At 45.4% G+C, this 17,998-nt stretch carries 19 protein-coding genes; 16 read left to right on the top strand and 3 right to left on the bottom strand.

The window, feature by feature from the left end; genetic code table 11:
* The first annotated feature begins 17 nt into the window (after positions 1-17).
* The 7 genes from NST07_RS16500 to ilvB all read left to right on the top strand — a co-directional run bounded on the left by NST07_RS16500 (position 18) and on the right by ilvB (position 7,292).
* Entirely contained in the window at positions 18-476 is a 459-nt protein-coding gene (locus tag NST07_RS16500; protein WP_342481894.1) for a GAF domain-containing protein, read from the top strand.
* Between the two features lie 11 nt (positions 477-487).
* Positions 488-1,540: a sensor histidine kinase gene (locus NST07_RS16505; RefSeq protein ID WP_341093139.1), complete on the top strand. Its 1,053-nt coding sequence runs from the start codon at positions 488-490 to the stop codon at positions 1,538-1,540.
* A gap of 7 nt (positions 1,541-1,547) precedes the next feature.
* Entirely contained in the window at positions 1,548-2,195 is a 648-nt protein-coding gene (locus NST07_RS16510) for a response regulator transcription factor (RefSeq protein ID WP_341093140.1), read from the top strand.
* Positions 2,196-2,219: 24 nt separating this feature from the next.
* Positions 2,220-2,747, top strand: a complete 528-nt coding sequence (locus NST07_RS16515; protein WP_341378603.1) for a hemerythrin domain-containing protein — start codon at positions 2,220-2,222, stop codon at positions 2,745-2,747.
* 307 nt (positions 2,748-3,054) lie between these two features.
* Positions 3,055-4,545: an MFS transporter gene (locus NST07_RS16520; RefSeq protein WP_341378604.1), complete on the top strand. Its 1,491-nt coding sequence runs from the start codon at positions 3,055-3,057 to the stop codon at positions 4,543-4,545.
* 19 nt (positions 4,546-4,564) lie between these two features.
* Positions 4,565-5,581, top strand: coding sequence for a GTP 3',8-cyclase MoaA (gene moaA / locus NST07_RS16525; RefSeq protein ID WP_342481895.1), 1,017 nt, complete (start codon positions 4,565-4,567; stop codon positions 5,579-5,581).
* Between the two features lie 34 nt (positions 5,582-5,615).
* The gene (gene ilvB / locus NST07_RS16530) at positions 5,616-7,292 is read left to right on the top strand and encodes a biosynthetic-type acetolactate synthase large subunit (RefSeq protein WP_341097669.1); all 1,677 of its coding nucleotides are present in this window, start codon (positions 5,616-5,618) and stop codon (positions 7,290-7,292) included.
* 76 nt (positions 7,293-7,368) lie between these two features.
* Here the strand turns inward: ilvB and NST07_RS16535 are convergent, their stop codons facing one another.
* The gene (locus NST07_RS16535) at positions 7,369-8,082 is read right to left on the bottom strand and encodes a YwiC-like family protein (RefSeq protein WP_342481896.1); all 714 of its coding nucleotides are present in this window, start codon (positions 8,080-8,082) and stop codon (positions 7,369-7,371) included.
* 164 nt (positions 8,083-8,246) lie between these two features.
* On the opposite strand from NST07_RS16535, the gene NST07_RS16540 reads away from it, so the two are divergent.
* Both NST07_RS16540 and NST07_RS16545 read left to right on the top strand, forming a co-directional pair.
* Positions 8,247-8,459, top strand: a complete 213-nt coding sequence (locus NST07_RS16540) for a hypothetical protein (RefSeq protein ID WP_341093145.1) — start codon at positions 8,247-8,249, stop codon at positions 8,457-8,459.
* Between the two features lie 127 nt (positions 8,460-8,586).
* Positions 8,587-9,219 (top strand): type 1 glutamine amidotransferase family protein, encoded by a 633-nt coding sequence (locus NST07_RS16545; RefSeq protein WP_341093146.1) that lies wholly within the window; start codon positions 8,587-8,589, stop codon positions 9,217-9,219.
* Between the two features lie 19 nt (positions 9,220-9,238).
* Here NST07_RS16545 and NST07_RS16550 read toward each other — a convergent pair whose 3' ends face one another.
* On the bottom strand, positions 9,239-10,087 hold the full coding sequence (locus NST07_RS16550; protein ID WP_341093147.1) for an AraC family transcriptional regulator: 849 nt from the start codon (positions 10,085-10,087) through the stop codon (positions 9,239-9,241).
* Positions 10,088-10,170: 83 nt separating this feature from the next.
* Between NST07_RS16550 and NST07_RS16555 the strand changes: the two genes are divergently transcribed.
* From NST07_RS16555 to NST07_RS16575, 5 genes are all read left to right on the top strand, one after another.
* Positions 10,171-11,229, top strand: a complete 1,059-nt coding sequence (locus NST07_RS16555) for a Gfo/Idh/MocA family oxidoreductase (RefSeq protein ID WP_341093149.1) — start codon at positions 10,171-10,173, stop codon at positions 11,227-11,229.
* A 28-nt stretch (positions 11,230-11,257) separates the two neighbouring features.
* Positions 11,258-12,115 (top strand): sugar phosphate isomerase/epimerase family protein, encoded by an 858-nt coding sequence (locus tag NST07_RS16560; protein ID WP_342481897.1) that lies wholly within the window; start codon positions 11,258-11,260, stop codon positions 12,113-12,115.
* Positions 12,116-12,156: 41 nt separating this feature from the next.
* A complete protein-coding gene (locus tag NST07_RS16565; RefSeq protein WP_341093151.1) occupies positions 12,157-13,032 on the top strand; it encodes a sugar phosphate isomerase/epimerase family protein in 876 nt (291 codons plus the stop codon).
* 292 nt (positions 13,033-13,324) lie between these two features.
* Complete coding sequence (locus NST07_RS16570; RefSeq protein WP_341093152.1) at positions 13,325-14,365, top strand: NAD(P)-dependent alcohol dehydrogenase; 1,041 nt, start codon at positions 13,325-13,327, stop codon at positions 14,363-14,365.
* A gap of 54 nt (positions 14,366-14,419) precedes the next feature.
* Positions 14,420-14,830, top strand: coding sequence for a MerR family transcriptional regulator (locus NST07_RS16575; RefSeq protein ID WP_342481898.1), 411 nt, complete (start codon positions 14,420-14,422; stop codon positions 14,828-14,830).
* 132 nt (positions 14,831-14,962) lie between these two features.
* Here the strand turns inward: NST07_RS16575 and NST07_RS16580 are convergent, their stop codons facing one another.
* Complete coding sequence (locus tag NST07_RS16580; RefSeq protein ID WP_342481899.1) at positions 14,963-15,829, bottom strand: MurR/RpiR family transcriptional regulator; 867 nt, start codon at positions 15,827-15,829, stop codon at positions 14,963-14,965.
* Between the two features lie 145 nt (positions 15,830-15,974).
* Here NST07_RS16580 and NST07_RS16585 point away from each other — a divergent pair, with 145 nt between their 5' ends.
* Together NST07_RS16585 and NST07_RS16590 are read left to right on the top strand one after the other, a co-directional pair.
* Positions 15,975-16,994: a Gfo/Idh/MocA family oxidoreductase gene (locus NST07_RS16585; protein ID WP_341093156.1), complete on the top strand. Its 1,020-nt coding sequence runs from the start codon at positions 15,975-15,977 to the stop codon at positions 16,992-16,994.
* Position 16,995: 1 nt separating this feature from the next.
* Positions 16,996-17,991 carry a Gfo/Idh/MocA family oxidoreductase gene (locus NST07_RS16590; RefSeq protein WP_341093158.1) on the top strand — a complete coding sequence of 332 codons (996 nt, stop codon included), beginning with the start codon at positions 16,996-16,998 and terminating at the stop codon, positions 17,989-17,991.
* The last annotated feature ends 7 nt before the right edge of the window (positions 17,992-17,998 follow it).

A 17,998-nucleotide genomic window follows, 5' to 3' on the forward strand; every position in this document is an offset into this window, starting at 1 on the left:
AATTAGGAGAGAGAACGATGACAAATACGGTGAATTACCAAAAGGAGCTAGATCAGATCCGTAAGGTTTTAGGTTATGATTTTATGTCAATGGCCCTTGCTGAACCGGCAGAATATGACTATGTGATCCGATGGAAATACGCCTCCGGCAATACGAATGACCGTTTCAAACGGATTGTACTGCAATCGGGAAGAGGAATTGCGGGAATCGTGTTCAAGACCGGAAAACCGTTCTTACTCTCTTCTGTACAGAAACATGTGCAGCCTGATACCTTGTTTAACTATCCCATTACTAAGATGGAGAATTTGAACAGCATTGGCGCTGTCCCCATATGGAACGATGCCCGTGTCGCAGGTGTACTGCTTGGAGGATTCAGGGGAGAAAAGCAGGTAACCGGAGAAATGCTGCACGCCTTGGAGACAGTTGCGCGTAAAGGTATTGGAGACTTGAACGGGAAGGAATTGTTGCTGAGTTGAGGGTACCCGGAATGGATCTGCCGAATCTGTTAATGACGAAGCTGTTTGAGAACAGCATGGAGGCCATGTTCTTTTTTGACCGGGAAGGGAAAGCCCTGGCAATGAATCCGGCTGCAGAAAATATCGTAGACAAGGATATCCTGAAGCAGCTTTATCAGGGAAATCCCCAGGCCCTTTGTGGAACTTGCCGGGGGTATACCAGTGAAACGGAACTGCGCACCTGCCTTAACTGTTATTTCAATACTCCGGACTCCGAGGATTTCACATCCTATCAAGTTTACCTGGAAACCAAAGACAAAGGGATTGTTCCTTATGCCGCTACGTTTCATACCATTGATTACGAGCAAGGTATCCGGGTATTTATGCTGAGAGATTTAACCAGACAGTTCAAAACACAAGAGAAGTTTTATCAGAACAAAATGATGAAACATGTGATAGAAGCACAGGAAAATGAACGCAAACGGATATCCCGTGAGTTGCATGACAGTGTTGCCCAGGAGTTGATGAGCGCCGTCATTGATCTTCGCGTGCTCAAATATATGACATCTGACGAGCAGCTGCTGAGGAAAGTGAAGCAGACTGAGGTATCAATGACCCGGCTGCTGAATGATATCCGCAACCTCTCAGTAGAGCTTAGACCTGCGGCACTCGATGATTTCGGATTGGAAGCTGCTTTCCGGTCCCACTTCAAACGGATGGAACAAAGCTATGGCCTTGTAATCGAATATAAATCTCAGCTTTCAGAGAAGCGCTATGAGAGTGAAATCGAGACCGTCATGTACCGGGTTTGCCAGGAAGCCGTTTTGAACGCGCTAAAGTATGCCCAAGTAGACACGGTCAAAGTTTCTCTTACAGAGAAAGACGATGTCCTGCGGCTCCTGGTCGAAGATGAAGGAACCGGCTTCAAATTGGGGGACGAACCTAGCGGAACCGGACTTGGCCTCTTTGGCATGCAGGAACGGGCGGAATTGGTTGGCGGTACTTTCAATGTAGATTCAGGTATCGGCAGAGGTACAAGAATCCTTTTACAGGTTCCTGTAGGATTTGCTCAAGGGAAGGAATGAGATTCTGATGAAGATCGTCATTGCAGACGACCATGCGATAGTACGCAGCGGATTCTCCATGATCCTGAATTTTCAGGATGATATTGAAGTAATCGGAGCGGCGGCAGACGGAAGAGAAGCTTATGCCATGGTAGCCAAATTCCGGCCGGATATTCTGATCATGGATCTGAGCATGCCGCCGGGAGAAAGCGGACTGACTGCGACAGGCAAGATTAAAGAGGATTACCCGGATACCAAAATCCTGATTCTGACGATGCATGATGATGAGGAATACTTATTCCATGTACTCAAGAACGGAGCTTCCGGATATGTCCTCAAAAGCGCGCCGGACGAGGAGCTATTGCTGGCCATTCGGACCATTTATGAAGGCGGGACCTACATCCATCCCAAGATGGCGACTTCTCTAGTCCGTGAGTTTATCAAAAAGGATAAGACCGTCAGCACAGAAGACCTGTTCGAACTGTTGTCGAAACGGGAACTGGAGATCTTGCCGCTAATCGCCAAGGGATACGGCAACAAGGAAATTGCTGAGAAGCTGTTCATCTCCGTGAAAACGGTCGAAGCCCACAAAGCTAAAATCATGGAGAAATTAAATCTTAAAAGCCGGCCTGAGCTGGTTGAATATGCATTAAGGAAAAAAATGCTGGATTTCTAACCGGTGAATGGAGGTTATGCTTGCGTGCCGGATTTTTCAGAATTGCAGTTTACAACACCCGCCATGCGCATTCTTGAGAATGAACACCGTTATCTGTCTTTTCTTATGGAAGAATGGCATGCCATCGTGCTTTGGTTTGAACAGGAAACGATAAGTGTGGATGAAGGCTGGACACGGGTTCAAGAGCTGCGTAAAGGGGTCCTCGATTTTACCGGTCCGCTGAAGAAGCATACAGCGAAGGAAGAAACACACTTTTTTCCGCTGCTTGGCACTTATATCGGTTTTGAACAGGGGCCGCTTGTCGGTATTCAGGAGGAGCACAGCGAAATTGACGATTACATCGGCCATTTCCTGCATCACACGGGTGGCGGGATAGAGCTGCTGTCACTTGAAGAGATGCGCGAAGCTGTGAAGTACGCCGGAGAAGCTTTTGAAGTATTGACTGTGCACTTTGTAAAAGAGGAGAATGTCATTTATCCGATGGCCGAAAATCAGATGAATGCCTTAGACAAAGAGCGGTTATGCCAGAAACTAAATACACTCATCACCTGAAACACAGGAGGGGTTGTCCCAAAAGCCTTGAAATGGCTGCTTGGGACAGCCCCTTTTTTATGCTTTGTAGCTAGCTGCGACTGAACCTTTACTCTAAACTTGTCAGTTCAAGTTATATAGAACTTAAGAAGGTGAGTCCAGTGTCTTCATACAGGGCGAAGATGTTCCTGCCTATTTTCAGGGTTTACCCTGTCAGGGAAAGGGTTCTCCCCTATATCTGAACAGGGGGATCGGCGGATACAATGAGATCAGGAAATACGTATCTAGAAAGACAATCAGGAGAATAAATGGCGAAAAGGTGAGTTGAATGATTAAAAAAATGCAGTTGCCGCTACAAACATTAAACTTGATTCTCGGATTCATGGTATGGGTTATTATTTCCTCCCTGATGCCTTTTATTTCCGAAGACATCAGCATTCCACCAGGAAAATTGGCGATGGTCACCGCAATTCCGGTTGTCCTGGGTTCGATTCTAAGAATTCCGCTTGGCTATTATGCAAATATTTTAGGAGCACGGGTTATCTTTATGACCAGCTTTATTCTGCTCTTGTTTCCGGTCTACTTTATTAGTGAAGCTTCTACAATGACTCATTTAATTATTGGAGGAACTTTTCTTGGAGTCGGCGGGGCTGTATTCTCAGTAGGGGTTACTTCACTGCCTAAGTATTTCCCTAAAGAAAAACATGGTTTGGTAAACGGGGTTTACGGAATAGGCAATATCGGAACTGCCGTCACAACCTTCTCTGCCCCGTTCGTAGCCGCACAAATCGGCTGGTCGCCGACTGTCAAGATGTACCTGATCCTTTTACTTATCTTTATTGCGTTGAATTTCTTTTTCGGGGACCGGCACGAACCCAAGATGAAAACACCAATCATCGACCAAATCAAAGGCGTTGCCAAAAATGAGAAGCTCTGGCTGTTCTCGCTGTTCTACTTTATTACCTTCGGGTCTTTTGTAGCGTTTACGATTTATCTGCCGAACTTCCTGGTCTCCAATTTTGGACTGGAAAAGGTGGATGCAGGCATGCGCACAGCCGGCTTCATCGCAGTTGCTACCTTTTTCCGGCCGGTAGGTGGCTGGCTCGGCGACAAATTCCAGCCTTTGTTCCTGCTGATTGGCACATTCAGTATCTATACGGTTGCAGCGATCATTCTTGCATTTATGCCTTCCATGGGTCTGTATACAGCGGGCTGTCTTGCCATTGCAGTAAGTGCGGGAATCGGAAACGGTGTTATTTTCAAATTGATGCCTTTGTACTTTAATAAGCAGGCTGGAATTGCCAACGGGATTGTGTCAATGATGGGTGGTCTTGGCGGCTTTTTTCCGCCGATTATGCTGTCGTTGATTTATTCGGTCACAGGTCAATATTCCATTGGATTCATGCTGCTCTCGCAGGTGGCCCTAGCCAGTCTGGTGCTGGTGGTATGGCTGTATTATCAGGATCGGCTTGCGCTTACCTCTGAAGTGTTCAACTCGACCGGGCAGGGGATTCTGGTAACCGATGTATCAGGACTTATTAAAACCGTGAATCCGGCATTTACGAAGCTCACGGGCTTCACCGAAGAAGAAGTACTCGGCAAACAGCCCAGTATCCTGAAGTCAGGCCGCCAATCCAAGGATTTCTACAGCGGCATGTGGAGTGAAATCAGGGCGAAGGGGATGTGGCAGGGCGAAATCTGGAATCGACGCAAAAATGGTGAGGAATATTTGCAGTGGCTAAATATCAGCGCTGTCAAAGACGAGACAGGCGAAGATGTCCGCTATGTGGGCACGTTTAGCGATATCACGCAGAAGTAACCGAAAGGGACGATGCCAGATGAATGTACATCCACCACAAGATCAACGGCGGCGGCCCATCCACGATTTGCGGATATCTGTAACCGACCGGTGCAATTTCCGGTGTTCCTACTGCATGCCAAAAGAAGTGTACGGTGAAGATTATGCCTTCCTTCCCACAAGTGAACTGCTGACATTTGAAGAAATTCACCGCTTGACGAGGTTGTTTGTTTCGCTTGGTGTAAGCAAAATCAGGCTGACCGGCGGTGAACCGCTAATGCGGCGGGGTCTGCCCGGTCTTGTTGCCAAGATTGGCTCTTTGGACGGTGTAGAAGATATCGGTTTAACGACCAATGGGGTGCTGCTAGGGCAACAGGCGGAGCCTCTATACGAGGCGGGACTACGCAGACTGAATGTAAGCCTGGATGCACTGAATCCTGAGCTATTTGGGAGAATGAACGGGCGTGGCATCAAACCCGGTTTTATTTTAAAACAGATTGATCATGCTATAGAAACAGGTTTTGAGGTCAAAGTGAACATGGTGGTGCAAAGAGGTCTGAACGAACCGGAGATTCTGCCGATGGCCCGCTATTTCAAAGAAAGAACTATAACGTTGCGGTTCATCGAGTTCATGGATGTCGGCAACGACAATGGCTGGAGCTTTGAAAAAGTCGTAACGAAAAAAGAAATTATGGAGCGCCTCCAAAGTACATTCGAGCTGGAAGCACTCGATAACAATTATTTCGGTGAAGTTGCCCAACGCTACCGCTATAAGGGCAGCAAGGCAGAGGTTGGTTTTATTACTTCGGTATCTGAGTCGTTTTGTTCTTCCTGCACGCGCGCCCGGCTGTCCTCTGACGGCAAATTTTATACCTGCCTGTTCGCATCAAGCGGTTTTGATCTCAGGAAGATGATTCGCAGCGGGGCGGATGATCAAAGCTTGCTCGAAGCTATTAGGAACGTCTGGGAGCAGCGTACAGACCGCTATTCTGATGACCGGACGGAACAAACCGTAAGGAATAGAACAAAGATAGGGATGTCCTATATTGGAGGTTAAAGACTGATATTACGATGGGAGATGAATTGTGCCAATGAACGGAGCACAGCTGCTAATTCAGATGTTGATAGAGAAGAAAATTGACACCCTATTCGGATACCCCGGCGGTGCGGTATTACCTTTGTATGATGCTTTGTATGATTGCGACAGCATACAGCATGTTCTCGTTAGACATGAGCAGGCAGCGGTACATGCCGCTGATGGATATGCCAGAGCAACGGGACGCCCGGGAGTAGCGCTTGTTACCAGCGGGCCGGGTGCCACAAATGCGGTTACCGGCATTGCTACAGCCTTTATGGACTCGATTCCGTTAATCGTCCTGACGGGCCAGGTATCTACCGATCTCATAGGTCTGGACAGCTTTCAGGAAGTAGACATTTATGGCATGACGATGCCCATTACCAAGCACAACTATATTGTCAGGGAGGTCGCCGATCTTCCGAAGATTGTGAACGAGGCATTCCATGTGGCAACAACGGGACGACCCGGCCCAGTCCTCATTGATTTGCCGAAGAATGTAATGGCAGCAGAATTTAACATGGAGGAACTCTCTGGCAATCAGGATTCCCAGCCATATATCCGGGGTTATCAGCCAAAGCATTCAATTGATCTTCTGGATATCCAGCTTGCAGCTGATCAGTTAAACCGTTCTGAACGCCCGCTTATTCTTATTGGTGGAGGCTGTATGACAGGTAATACTCCGGCGTTGTTAAAAGAGTTCGCCGAGCAATTCAACCTTCCTGTAGCCAGTACGCTCATGGGTTTGGGTGCCTTTCCATCCGGGCATCCCCTACATCTGGGTATGGTTGGGATGCACGGAACAGTCGCGGCCAATCGTGCGCTGCAGGGTGCTGACGTGGTGTTATGTCTCGGGGTTCGTTTCAGTGACCGTGTTACAGGCAACCGTAAAGCATTCTCGCCGGGCTCTTATAAGATCCAAGTCGATATTGATACTTCCGAATTAAATAAAAACGTTGCAGTCGATCTTGCTATTACAGGAGAATGCGCAGATGTGCTTGCCGGACTGTCTGAAAAAATACATATGCAAGAACCTGCTGTTTGGAATCAGCAAATCCGGATCTGGTCCAAGCGTTCAACAAAATCACCCCGGGTGAAGGATAATAAGCTGACTCCGGTTGAGGTGATAAGATGTATACAAAATGCAACAGATGGCGATGCCATCATCTCTACCGACGTAGGACAGCATCAAATTTGGACGGCCACACATTATAATTTCTCAGAAGCCCGTTCTTTCCTGACCTCTGGCGGGCTTGGGACAATGGGCTATGGCTTACCGGCTGCAATTGGTGCTGCAGTAGCTTTTCCTGACCGTCAAGTAGTGTGTATCACGGGAGACGGAAGCATCCAGATGAATATGCAGGAAATGATGACAGCGGTCGATCTGGGCCTGAACGTCAAAGTCGCTATCTTCAAAAATGGCTATCTGGGCATGGTAAGGCAGTGGCAGCAGCTGTTTCTTGGCCGCCGTTATTCTTCCGTACGCATCAGTTCACCCGACTTCGTAGCCTTGGCCAAATCCTTTGGCGCTCAGGGGCTCCGGGCCGATAATCTTGCCGAGGCCGAGCATATTATTGATCTTGCCCTCCATACGGACGGACTTGTCGTCATGGAGTTCGATATTACCGAGGAAACGAATGTATATCCCATCGTACCTCCGGGGTCCAGCAATCAGGACATGATTGTTGAATAACATCAGACCAATTCAAAAAGGATGTTTCTCTATCGAATCACCGGTAGAGGAACATCCTTTCTTTTGCTGCCAACCACTAGAAGTACAGCACAAGCACAGACACATACAACATAAGGGAAAAGCCAATTTCAATCATTCCGGTACGCTTGGCGGTGATCCCTGTCTTGGGGAGAATGGCTGCCCGCAGCAGCAGGATAACAAGTGGAGCGAGCAATGAAGGGAATAGCAGCAGACCAGCCACAGCGAACAGCAGATGATACAGAATAGATCCGTAATAGAAGCGGATGTTATTTCGTTCACGAATAACCGTTTTGACATACAAGGCGGTCCCGATAAAATAGAGTACGCTGAGCAGGAACAGCTCTGTCACGGCTCCCCAGTTTTCTCCTTTGCCGACATAAAAGACAGGATAAATGATCAGGCAAAATGCCAATATGGCGCAAATATCATTAAGCAAGGCACGTTCATTTTTGGTTTTTGCATAATACAGATTAACAGCGAACAGGGGAACAAGCGGCAGAACAAATCCTAACAGCTTAGGTTCAGCAATCACCAGATATAGGATAAAGGGCAGAAGCAGAATCCCGTAAACCCGCATGGGCTGTAGGTAACGCTCCAATTTCCCTGTCTTTACCCATTGCAGCAACGGGAAGCTGAACAAATAAATCAGAAGCCAGCAAACAAACAGGGGAATATGTATAAATTGCCCTTTCGATGAAGCAACTCCGAACAGAAATGGAAGGATAAGCATCGCCCAAGCCCCGTGCTGGTTGGGTATGTACTTCCTCATGAGAACAAAACCTCCTTCCCTGAAAATAAACGACAACCATAGGTTGCCGCACTACTTAACTATACGTCCTTACCTATGTTGTTATAGTGATTTGAGACACTAAGTATCGATAATGTATGAATAACAGACATTTACCTCGTGCATAGTAAAGAAGAACGCTGGTAATGAAGTGGAATAAGAAGGGAGTGCTGTGGAGCATGAAGGAAAAAGAAATTAAACAGAATGCGATTGAAGCGGACCAGTTGAACTTTCACGACCAAACGGACGATGTAGTCCGTAGTGTGTCTGCCCCAAAGGGGATCGACGAAGCCGTTGTAGCTATGACCTCACATATCAATAAATACGATGTACCGGATGAGCTGGAAGACAATAATTAATGAATCGAGCGCGTGCAGGTTAACCTGATACGCGCTTTTTTATATGGCCTGATAAACTTCCCTGACGATAGCTGTCAGGGAAGTTTAATTATAATAGGTTTATCAAATGTGATTGGAGTGTTATAGAATGCAAACCCAAAAAGCTTATCTTTATGTATTTAATACAATGTCAGACTGGGAATACGGATATTTAATTGCTGAACTAAACACAGGCAGATATTTCAAAAAAGATTTAGCGCCTTTAAAAGTAGTTACGGTAGGAGCTGATAAAGAAATGATTTCTACGATGGGAGGACTGAATATAAAACCGGATATTTCCATTGATGAGTGTACATTTCAGAGTAAAGATCTTTTAGTTTTACCCGGAGGGAATACTTGGGGAGAAGATATTCACCAGCCTGTCTTAAAAAAAGTTGGCCAAGCTTTACAGCTAGGCACTATTGTTGCTGCAATTTGTGGGGCAACTGAGGGTCTGGCGAATAATGGATACCTAGATTCTAGAAAGCATACAAGCAATAACTTGGAGTATCTTAAAATGGTCTGTCCGAATTATAAAGGAGAAAAATTCCATGAGATAGGACCTGCTGTATCTGGTGAGAATCTGGTTACTGCATCAGGGGTAGCTTCTCTGGAATTTGCGATGGAGGTACTGAAACAATTAGATGTATTTACACCAGATACATTGCATTCATGGTACAAACTCAATAAGACTCAACAACCTGAATACTTTTTCCAGTTAATGAGTTCAATATCCTTGTAAGCGTGCAATCAACATGTGATTATACATTATTGCGAAAATGTTGGGGGGAAACACCTACATATTTTTTGAATAGCCGCGAGAAGTAAAAAACATCATTGTATCCAAGGGAAACGGCAGTATCTTTAATCGATCGATCTGTATTCAGCAGTATATTTTTGGCTTCGGAAATTTTGAGACGGTGAATGTACTTATTAAGTGAGTACCCGGTATGTTTCTGAATGATACGCCGGAGCGTAGATATCGAAATGTGGTAGCGTTCGCAAAATGCAGCAGCATCAAAACTTTGATGCAGGGATGCCGCAATATCATCCATGAGCTTGGTGATATAGTCGGTCGAATCAGTATTTGGCTGGCTGCTGTGTACAAATTCATACAAAAGGGATTCCAGGAGTAAGGAAGCCCGGTCCAGATTGCTTGGAATGCCGCTTTCCATCAACATGAAGATTCGATCAATTTTGCTCTGCTGTTCATCACCCAGTCCTGTCTGGCGAACACGGTAAGGTTCGGTTAACCAGGTGGAGAGCCACTCCTCAATTCGTGATCCTTCAACTGTGAAATAGAATTCATCCCAAGTCTCTTGCGGGTCGGGTCCATAGTCAAAAGTGGCATCTGGAAAAAAGACAAAAAAAGAACCTTTATGAACAGGCTGCTTTTCCTTGTTGTTAACCTGATATGTGCCCTTGCCGCCTGCAATGTAGACGAAAGCATAATGATCGAATTGTGCATGGGGTCGATAGAGCGAGCGGTTGGGGAGGTGCCCCACATTGACGATCGATAATGATTTTAGCTGCAGCTTACTTTCATCTGTCGTGCGATCAATAATGCGAATAGGCTTAGAACTGATTGTATAGTCCATGTAGGTGGTCATGATGGTTATTCTACCTCCAGAAGAGTCATGTTATCTTAATTGTATAATAAAATATGACCAATATATAGGAGGGTTCACGCGGCATGAGTAAAAAGAAAATTGGACTGATCGGAGCCGGCTCTATCTCCGACTTGCATTTGCAAGCCTATCAGGGGAATAAACATGCAGAACTATATGCTATATGTGACTTGAATCAGCAACGGGCAGAAGATAAAGCGAAGCAGTACAATATTCCGAACGTGTATACAGATTATCATGATTTATTGGCCAATCCGGAAGTGGAAGCGGTCAGCATTTGTACGTGGAACAACAGTCATGCAGAGATCAGTATTGCAGCCCTGCGTGCCGGTAAGCATGTACTAGTGGAGAAACCTTTATGCCGCAGCGTTGAAGAAGCGAATGCCATCCAGAATGCGGTACGTGAAACTGGCAAATTGTTGCAGGTCGGATTTGTACGCCGTTACGACGCAAATGCGCAGCTTGTAAAGAACTTCATTGAGAAAGGTGAACTGGGTGAAATCTATTATGCTAAAGCTTCTTGTATCCGTAGACTTGGGAATCCGGGTGGCTGGTTTGCAGATGTTGAACGTTCCGGGGGCGGTCCATTAATTGATCTCGGAGTCCATGTTATTGATTTGTGCTGGTATATGATGGGGCGTCCAAAGCCCGTTTCGGTTAGCGGCAACACGTATCATAAATTAGGCAACCGCGCGAATGTGAAGAACTTATCCTTTTATCAGGCAGCCGATTATGATCCAAGTATCAATGGAGTGGAAGATATGGCCAATGCATTAATCCGTTTTGAGAATGGGGCATCACTTATGGTTGATGTCAGCTTTACCCTTCATGCGAAGTCAGATGAGCTTGCTATTCGTTTATACGGTGATAAGGGCGGAGTGGAAATTGAGCCTGAATTGACCATGATTACTGAAAAATATGACACTATTCTGAATGTAGCTCCGCAAACAGACAGCAAATCCATAAATGTGCCGGAGGCATTTTGTAATGAAGTGAATCACTTTCTGGCCTGCCTGCAAACTGGTGCAACACCGATCAGTCCGGTAGAAGATGGCTTGCAAATCATGAAGATATTGTGCGGTATCTATGAGTCTGCGAACAAAGGACAAGAAGTTCAGCTCTAATAGAATTTCAGGAAAAGAGGGTGAAACCATGAAACTGGGAGTCAGTTCATACAGCTTGGTAAATGAGTTGGAATCGGGTGAAATGGATATTTTGGGTGTAGTTGATTGGATTGCCGACCAAAGCGGCGAGCATATTGAGATTGTACCCATTGGATTCGAATTGACTGGTAATCCTGACTTGGCGGACGCTATTCGGGAAAAGGCAAAGTCACGGAACATAGATGTCTCCAACTATGCCATCGGCGCTAATTTTGAAACAGATTCACAAGAAGCCTTTGAGCTGGAAATCAAGCGGGTAATGGGTGAAGTCGATGTTGCCGCAAGACTGGGTGTAACTCGTATGCGCCATGATGTAGCAAGCAGCAGCGATACTTCGATCGGCAACTTTCATCGTCAATTGGACCGCCTGGCAGAAGCCTGCGGGCGAATTGCCGATTATGCAGCACAGTACGGTATAGTAACCAGCGTGGAGAATCATGGCTATTTTATACAAGCCAGTGACCGGGTACAGGCATTGATTCAGCGGGTGAATCGGACAAATTTCCGTACAACGCTGGATGTGGGCAATTTCATGTGCGTGGATGAGAACTCTGTGGTTGCCGTGAAGAACAATATTGCATATGCTTCTGTGGTGCATGTCAAGGATTTCTATTGGAGACCTTCGTATCAGAATCCCGGGGAGGGCTGGTTCCAAACGGCAAGCGGTAATTATTTAAGAGGTGCAATCGCAGGCCATGGAGATATTGATATGCGTGAAGTGCTTCGTGTGGTTAAAGCGTCAGGATATGACGGATATATTTCACTGGAATTTGAAGGGCTTGAGGAATGTAAACGGGGAACCCGGATAGGTCTTGATAATGTGAGAAGGCTTTGGAACGAAAGTTAATCTGCGATGAGATCAGAACCCAATAAAGAGGAGGCTTAATAATGAATTTGGCAAACCCGATTGGTATAATGGTCGATAGTTTGCGTCTTAACTTGCGGGATGGACTGGCGAAAGCTAAAGAGCTGGGAGCAGATGGTGTACAAATCTATGCAGTTGAAGGTGAGATGGACCCTGAGAATCTGTCCCCGCGAGAGCGAAAGGAATTGAAGAGTTATATCGAATCCCTCGGTCTGAGTATTTCAGCATTGTGTGGTGATCTGGCTGGCCATGGCTTTCAAGATGCAAAGGTAAATTCGGCGAAAATCGAAAAATCGAAGCGTATTCTCGATTTAGCAGTTGATCTGGGAACACAGATTGTTACCACGCATATTGGTATTGTTCCGAATCAGGTGAATGATCCAGTCTATGATACGATGCAGCGTGCGTGTGAAGAGCTTGGTGTCTATGCCAAGAGCTTGGATGCCTATTTTGCAATTGAGACTGGACCGGAAAAATCTGCACATTTGAAGCAATTCCTCAATTCGCTGAGCACGAATGGCGTTTCTGTCAACTTTGACCCTGCCAACATGGTCATGGTAACGGGGGATGATCCTGTTCAAGGGGTACACAATCTGAAAGATTATATTGTTCATACGCATGTGAAGGATGGCATCCGTCTGCGGGAAGTAGATCCCCGTGAAGTCTATGGAGCGTTAGGCTATGAGCCGATGAGTCACGACCGTATTGCCGAAGATGCTGCATCTGGCGCAAGCTATCGGGAACTGGCTTTAGGGGAAGGCCATGTGGATTTTGATAACTATTTCAAAGCGCTCCAGGATATTGGCTACACCGGGTATTTGACCATTGAACGCGAAGTGGGCGATCAGCCGGAAGCTGATATTGCCAAAGCGATTGATTTTATCCGGCGATATCGTTAAAGAAATAGGGCAGTGTTGAATACAACCAAAAAAGGCGAGTCTCTGAATAATGGAGACTTGCCTCTTTTTGTTGTTCTGCGTTTAGCTTAGGCAACCTAGCCAAGTGAACACACCTTCGGCTAAATCCCAGCCACCGTCAGCCTCTTCATACTCACCAAACCCTAGGGTTATTATACTTTTGGAAAATGGGTGTTGACTTAGAGTTAACTCCAGAGGGTAAACTCCTCTATGTAGCTATAGCAAATTGTTGACCGTTAGAGATATGTACCAGATACTAAGGAGTGAAGAAAACATGTGTAGAACTCATGTACTAAGTGTAGCAAGTGCAAAAGCACCTTTTGAAAAAACAACGATTGAGCGAAGAGAACTGCGGCCCAATGACATTTTAATTGATATTCAATTTTGCGGCATTTGCCATTCCGACATTCACAATGCTTTTGATGAATGGGGCGGCGGAATTTTCCCGATGGTCCCCGGGCATGAAATGGCCGGAGTCGTAACAGCTGTGGGTACTGAAGTCACTACATTTGCTATTGGCGATCGAGTGGGTGTCGGCTGCTTTGTGGACTCCTGTGGAGAATGTGAGTACTGCCTACGTGGTGAGGAGCAGTTTTGTACGAAAGGCGTTGTGAACTCGTACAATTCATATGATTACGATGGTAATGTGACCTATGGCGGATACAGCCAAAAGATCGTGGTCAAAGAAGCGTTCGTTGTCCGCATCCCCGACAGCCTGGCTTTGGATGTGGCAAGCCCGCTATTATGCGCAGGCATCACCACTTACTCTCCTTTGAAAAAGTGGAACGCCGGCCCAGGCAAAAGGGTTGCTATTGTAGGTATGGGAGGTCTTGGTCATCTGGCGGTCCAATACGCACATGCCATGGGTGCTGAAGTAACCGTCCTCAGCCAATCTATGAATAAGAAAAGTGAGTCGCTGGAGCTTGGCGCAGATCAGTATTATGCAACCAGCGATCCCGCAACATTTACTGAGCTGGCAAATCATTTTGACCTCATCTTAAACACAGTATCTTCAAATCTTAATGTCGATGCCTATCTGTCTATGCTTCGGATCGACGGAACGCTTGTAAATGTCGGTGCACCAACCGAGCCTGACAAGTATCAAGTATTCTCACTAATCATGGGCCGCCGCAGCATTGCGGGTTCACTCGTTGGCGGAATTCAGGAAACTCAAGAAATGCTCGATTTCTCTGCAGAGCATGGGATTGCTCCAAAAATCGAGGTCATTTCTGCTAACCAAGTAGACGAAGCCTTCGAACGTGTTGTCCGCAGTGATGTGCGTTATCGTTTTGTCATCGACATGTCTACCTTGTAAGGACGAAGTTTCATGCAATATAATAGTTGATGCAAACCGGGAGGTGAAGCGAGTATGGCGTCGGCCATTAAACAGGTAGCAGAGAAATTTGATGTTTCTCAGGATACACTCCGTTATTATGAACGGATTGGGCTGATTCCTCATGTAAATCGCAACAAAAGCGGCAACAGAGATTATACGGAAGAAGACTGCAAATGGGTTGAGTTTATCATCTGTATGCGACATGCCGGTCTCTCGATAGAAGTATTGATTGAATATGTCGATTTATTTAACCAGGGTGATGAATCCGCCGAGGCCAGAAAAGATCTATTAATCGAAGAGCGCAAGCAGCTCGCCATAAGAATGGAAGTCATGAAAAAAACGCTGGAACGCCTGGATTCTAAGATTTCAAGGTATGAGGAAACTATAGGAAAAAGAGAAAAAACACTAAGAAGATCTACTGAGCAGTTTGATAACGAAATCTAGGATTAAACACCTGTGTACGATCTCTTTAAGGCGTAATAAAAAGCGAACCCGCAGCTACAGTGCTGCTGGTTCGCTTTTGTTGGTTAACTTTTCGCTGCTGCAATGGTCATTATATATCAAGTTTAACGTTATCTATAAGTCATTCATCATTTCATTAACGTAGGTGCTTTTCAACGATTGGACTGTGGATTCCCTGTTTATCGAATAAGAAATTTTATAGATACAGGAGTATATCACGTTCAGGACGTATTCAAATGCTATTTGCGAGGAAAAGGTTCCGATCTTGGCATGTTTTACTTCGTCATTTGGCACTTGAATACAGAGCGTACTGAGTTTTGCCAGTTCACTTTGATTGGTAGCTGTGATAGTGATAAAAGGGATCTGTTTACGTCTGAAGTGCTGAGCGGCTCTTACATAAATCGGTGATTTTCCGTGGTAAGTCAAGAAAATCGCGCAATCCTCTTCCGTCAAATTAACGGTATGATACGCCCATTCGTACAGCTCCGTAGCGATCACTACGTATTTGTTGATTTTAATCATTTTATTCTGAAAACTCTTCGCGCGGATTTGGGAATCGCCCAAGGCATAGATAAAGATCCTTTTGGCTTGCTCCAGCATCCCGGCTGTTTGGGACAGCAAATCATCATCCACGTAGGCAAAGGTTTTGTCGATCGTTTCCTTCATCAATTCAGCAATTTCTTTCGCCACTTGAAGTGGAGATTCCTCATCACTAAACGGATAGTTAGGGTCGACGCTGGAAATGTTCTGGGTATATTGCTGGAATTCCCGGGCAAGTTTAATGATGAACTCTTTAAATCCGGACAGCCCGAGTTTATGGGTTAAGCGACTGACCGCTGAGTGCGACGTATAGGTAGCCTTTGCAAGCTCCTGAATATTTAAATGCAGTATGCTTTCTTTATGCATCAGAATATAGGCAGCGATACTTTTTTCATTTGGTGTAAAGTTATGCATTTCCGATAATTGGGTCAATATCTTCAACTAATTCACTCCTATAAACATTTTGTTCAAAAAGCTACCGGGATCTAACCAAGGAATTGGTGAATTGTACCGTTTTGCCGGCTGATCCTTTACGTTAGACTGAGTTCTTCTATAATAAATGAAAAAGACCTGAGGGGGAATCCATATGCTTACGATCGGTTATATCGGGAATGGCAAAAGCACAAACCGTTATCATCTGCCTTTTTCATTAAACCGGGAAAATTTAAAGGTGAAGGCGATCTACGCCCGTAATCCGGATAAAGGAGAGTGGGAGAAGGCGCAAGGCGTCCTTTACACTGATGAACTTGCAACTTTAATGAACGATGAAGAGATTCAGTTGATCGTGATTTGTACACATATTGATTCGCATTATGCTTATGCCAAAATGGCGCTTGACCACGGGAAGAATGTGCTTGTCGAAAAACCTTTTATGCCAACCAAAGAAGAAGCAGTCTCAATCTTCCAATACGCCAAAGAGAAAAAGCTGGTACTCCAATGTTATCAGAATAGACGTTTCGATTCGGACTTCCTCACGACCAAAAAAGTTATCGAATCAGGCAAACTGGGTGATTTGCTGGAGGTGGAGATGCATTACGATTATTATCGCCCGGAGACCCCGAATTCAGTTAAGTATTACTCCAAAAATAACAGTTATTTATACGGACATGGGGTTCACACCATTGATCAGGTCTTATCCTACTTTGGGGAACCGGAATATATACATTACGATGTTCGTCAACTGCTGGGAACCGGCAGAATGAATGATTACTTTGATCTGGATTTCTATTATTCTACACTCAAGGTATCGGTTAAATCGAGCTTCTTCCGCTTGAAGGCGCGGCCAAGTTTTGTTGTATACGGAAAAAAGGGGGTATTCGTTAAACAAACGCAGGACCGCCAGGAAGAGCACCTGAAATTATTTTATTTGCCCAAGGGACATGCTGATTTTGGCATTGATTTGCCGGAGCATTATGGTACCCTGATTTATCTGGATGATGCAGGCCAATATCATGAAGAAAAGGTCGTCTCTGAGAAGGGCGACTATGCCCGGGTATATGACGATATGTATCAAGCTATCATGCAGGGCAAAGATAAGACAATAAAAGATGAAGAAACGATTGCCGTTATGGAGATCATCGAGAATGGGATAGAGGGGTGCAGCTAGAATGAAATTAGGAATCGTGGGAGCCGGCAATATAGTGATGGAGTTATTAAGTTTTGTTCGTGATATTCCTACTATTTCATTACAGGCCATCTGTTCAAAACCTGACCATCAGGAAAAATTGCTGACCCTGCAAGGCCAGTATGGAATCTCTCAGATCTTCTACAATTATGCTGAGATGCTTGGCAGTGATGAAGTGGATACGGTCTATATCGGGCTGCCTAATCATCTGCATTATTCCTATGTGAAAGAAGCTTTACTGAGAGGCAAGCATGTCATCTGTGAGAAGCCGTTCACATCCAATTTGGGTGAATTTCTGGAGTTGAAAGAGATTGCACTTCAGAGTGGATTAATACTGGTAGAAGCCATCACGAATCAATATTTAAAAAACTATCTAAGCATGAAGGAATTTCTGCCCAAGCTGGGTGAGCTTAAAATCGTGGAATGCAATTATTCCCAATATTCATCCCGCTATGATGCCTTCAAAGCAGGAGAGGTGCTGCCCGCGTTTAACCCGGAACTATCCGGGGGAGCGTTGATGGATATCAATATTTATAATATTCATTTGGCAATAGGCCTCTTCGGAAGCCCGGAGAAGGTGGAGTACTTTGCGAACATGGAGCGTGGGATTGATACTTCTGGCATTCTGATGCTTGATTATGGTAAATTCAAATGTGTCTGCATAGGTTCAAAAGACAGCGCAGCTCCTAGTGCAGCTAACATTCAAGGCAATAAAGGATATATCCGCCTGACAGGCTCGACAAACAGTATAGATTGCTTTGATTATGTTCCCAATAAGGAGCAACCCATCCGGGTGGATCGTAAAGATCATCCCCACCGGATGTATGATGAATTCATCGCCTTTGACCGTATGATAAATGAAATGGATATGGAAAAGGTTACGGATAGGCTCGAACATAGCGAGAGAGTCATGCGTGTGATAGAGCTTGCCAAGCTGTCTGCCAATCTTGTGTTTGGACCGGACAGATCAAAGCAATAAATATAAA

This window comes from Paenibacillus sp. FSL L8-0340, from assembly GCF_038593145.1.
Lineage (GTDB): Bacteria > Bacillota > Bacilli > Paenibacillales > Paenibacillaceae > Paenibacillus_AQ.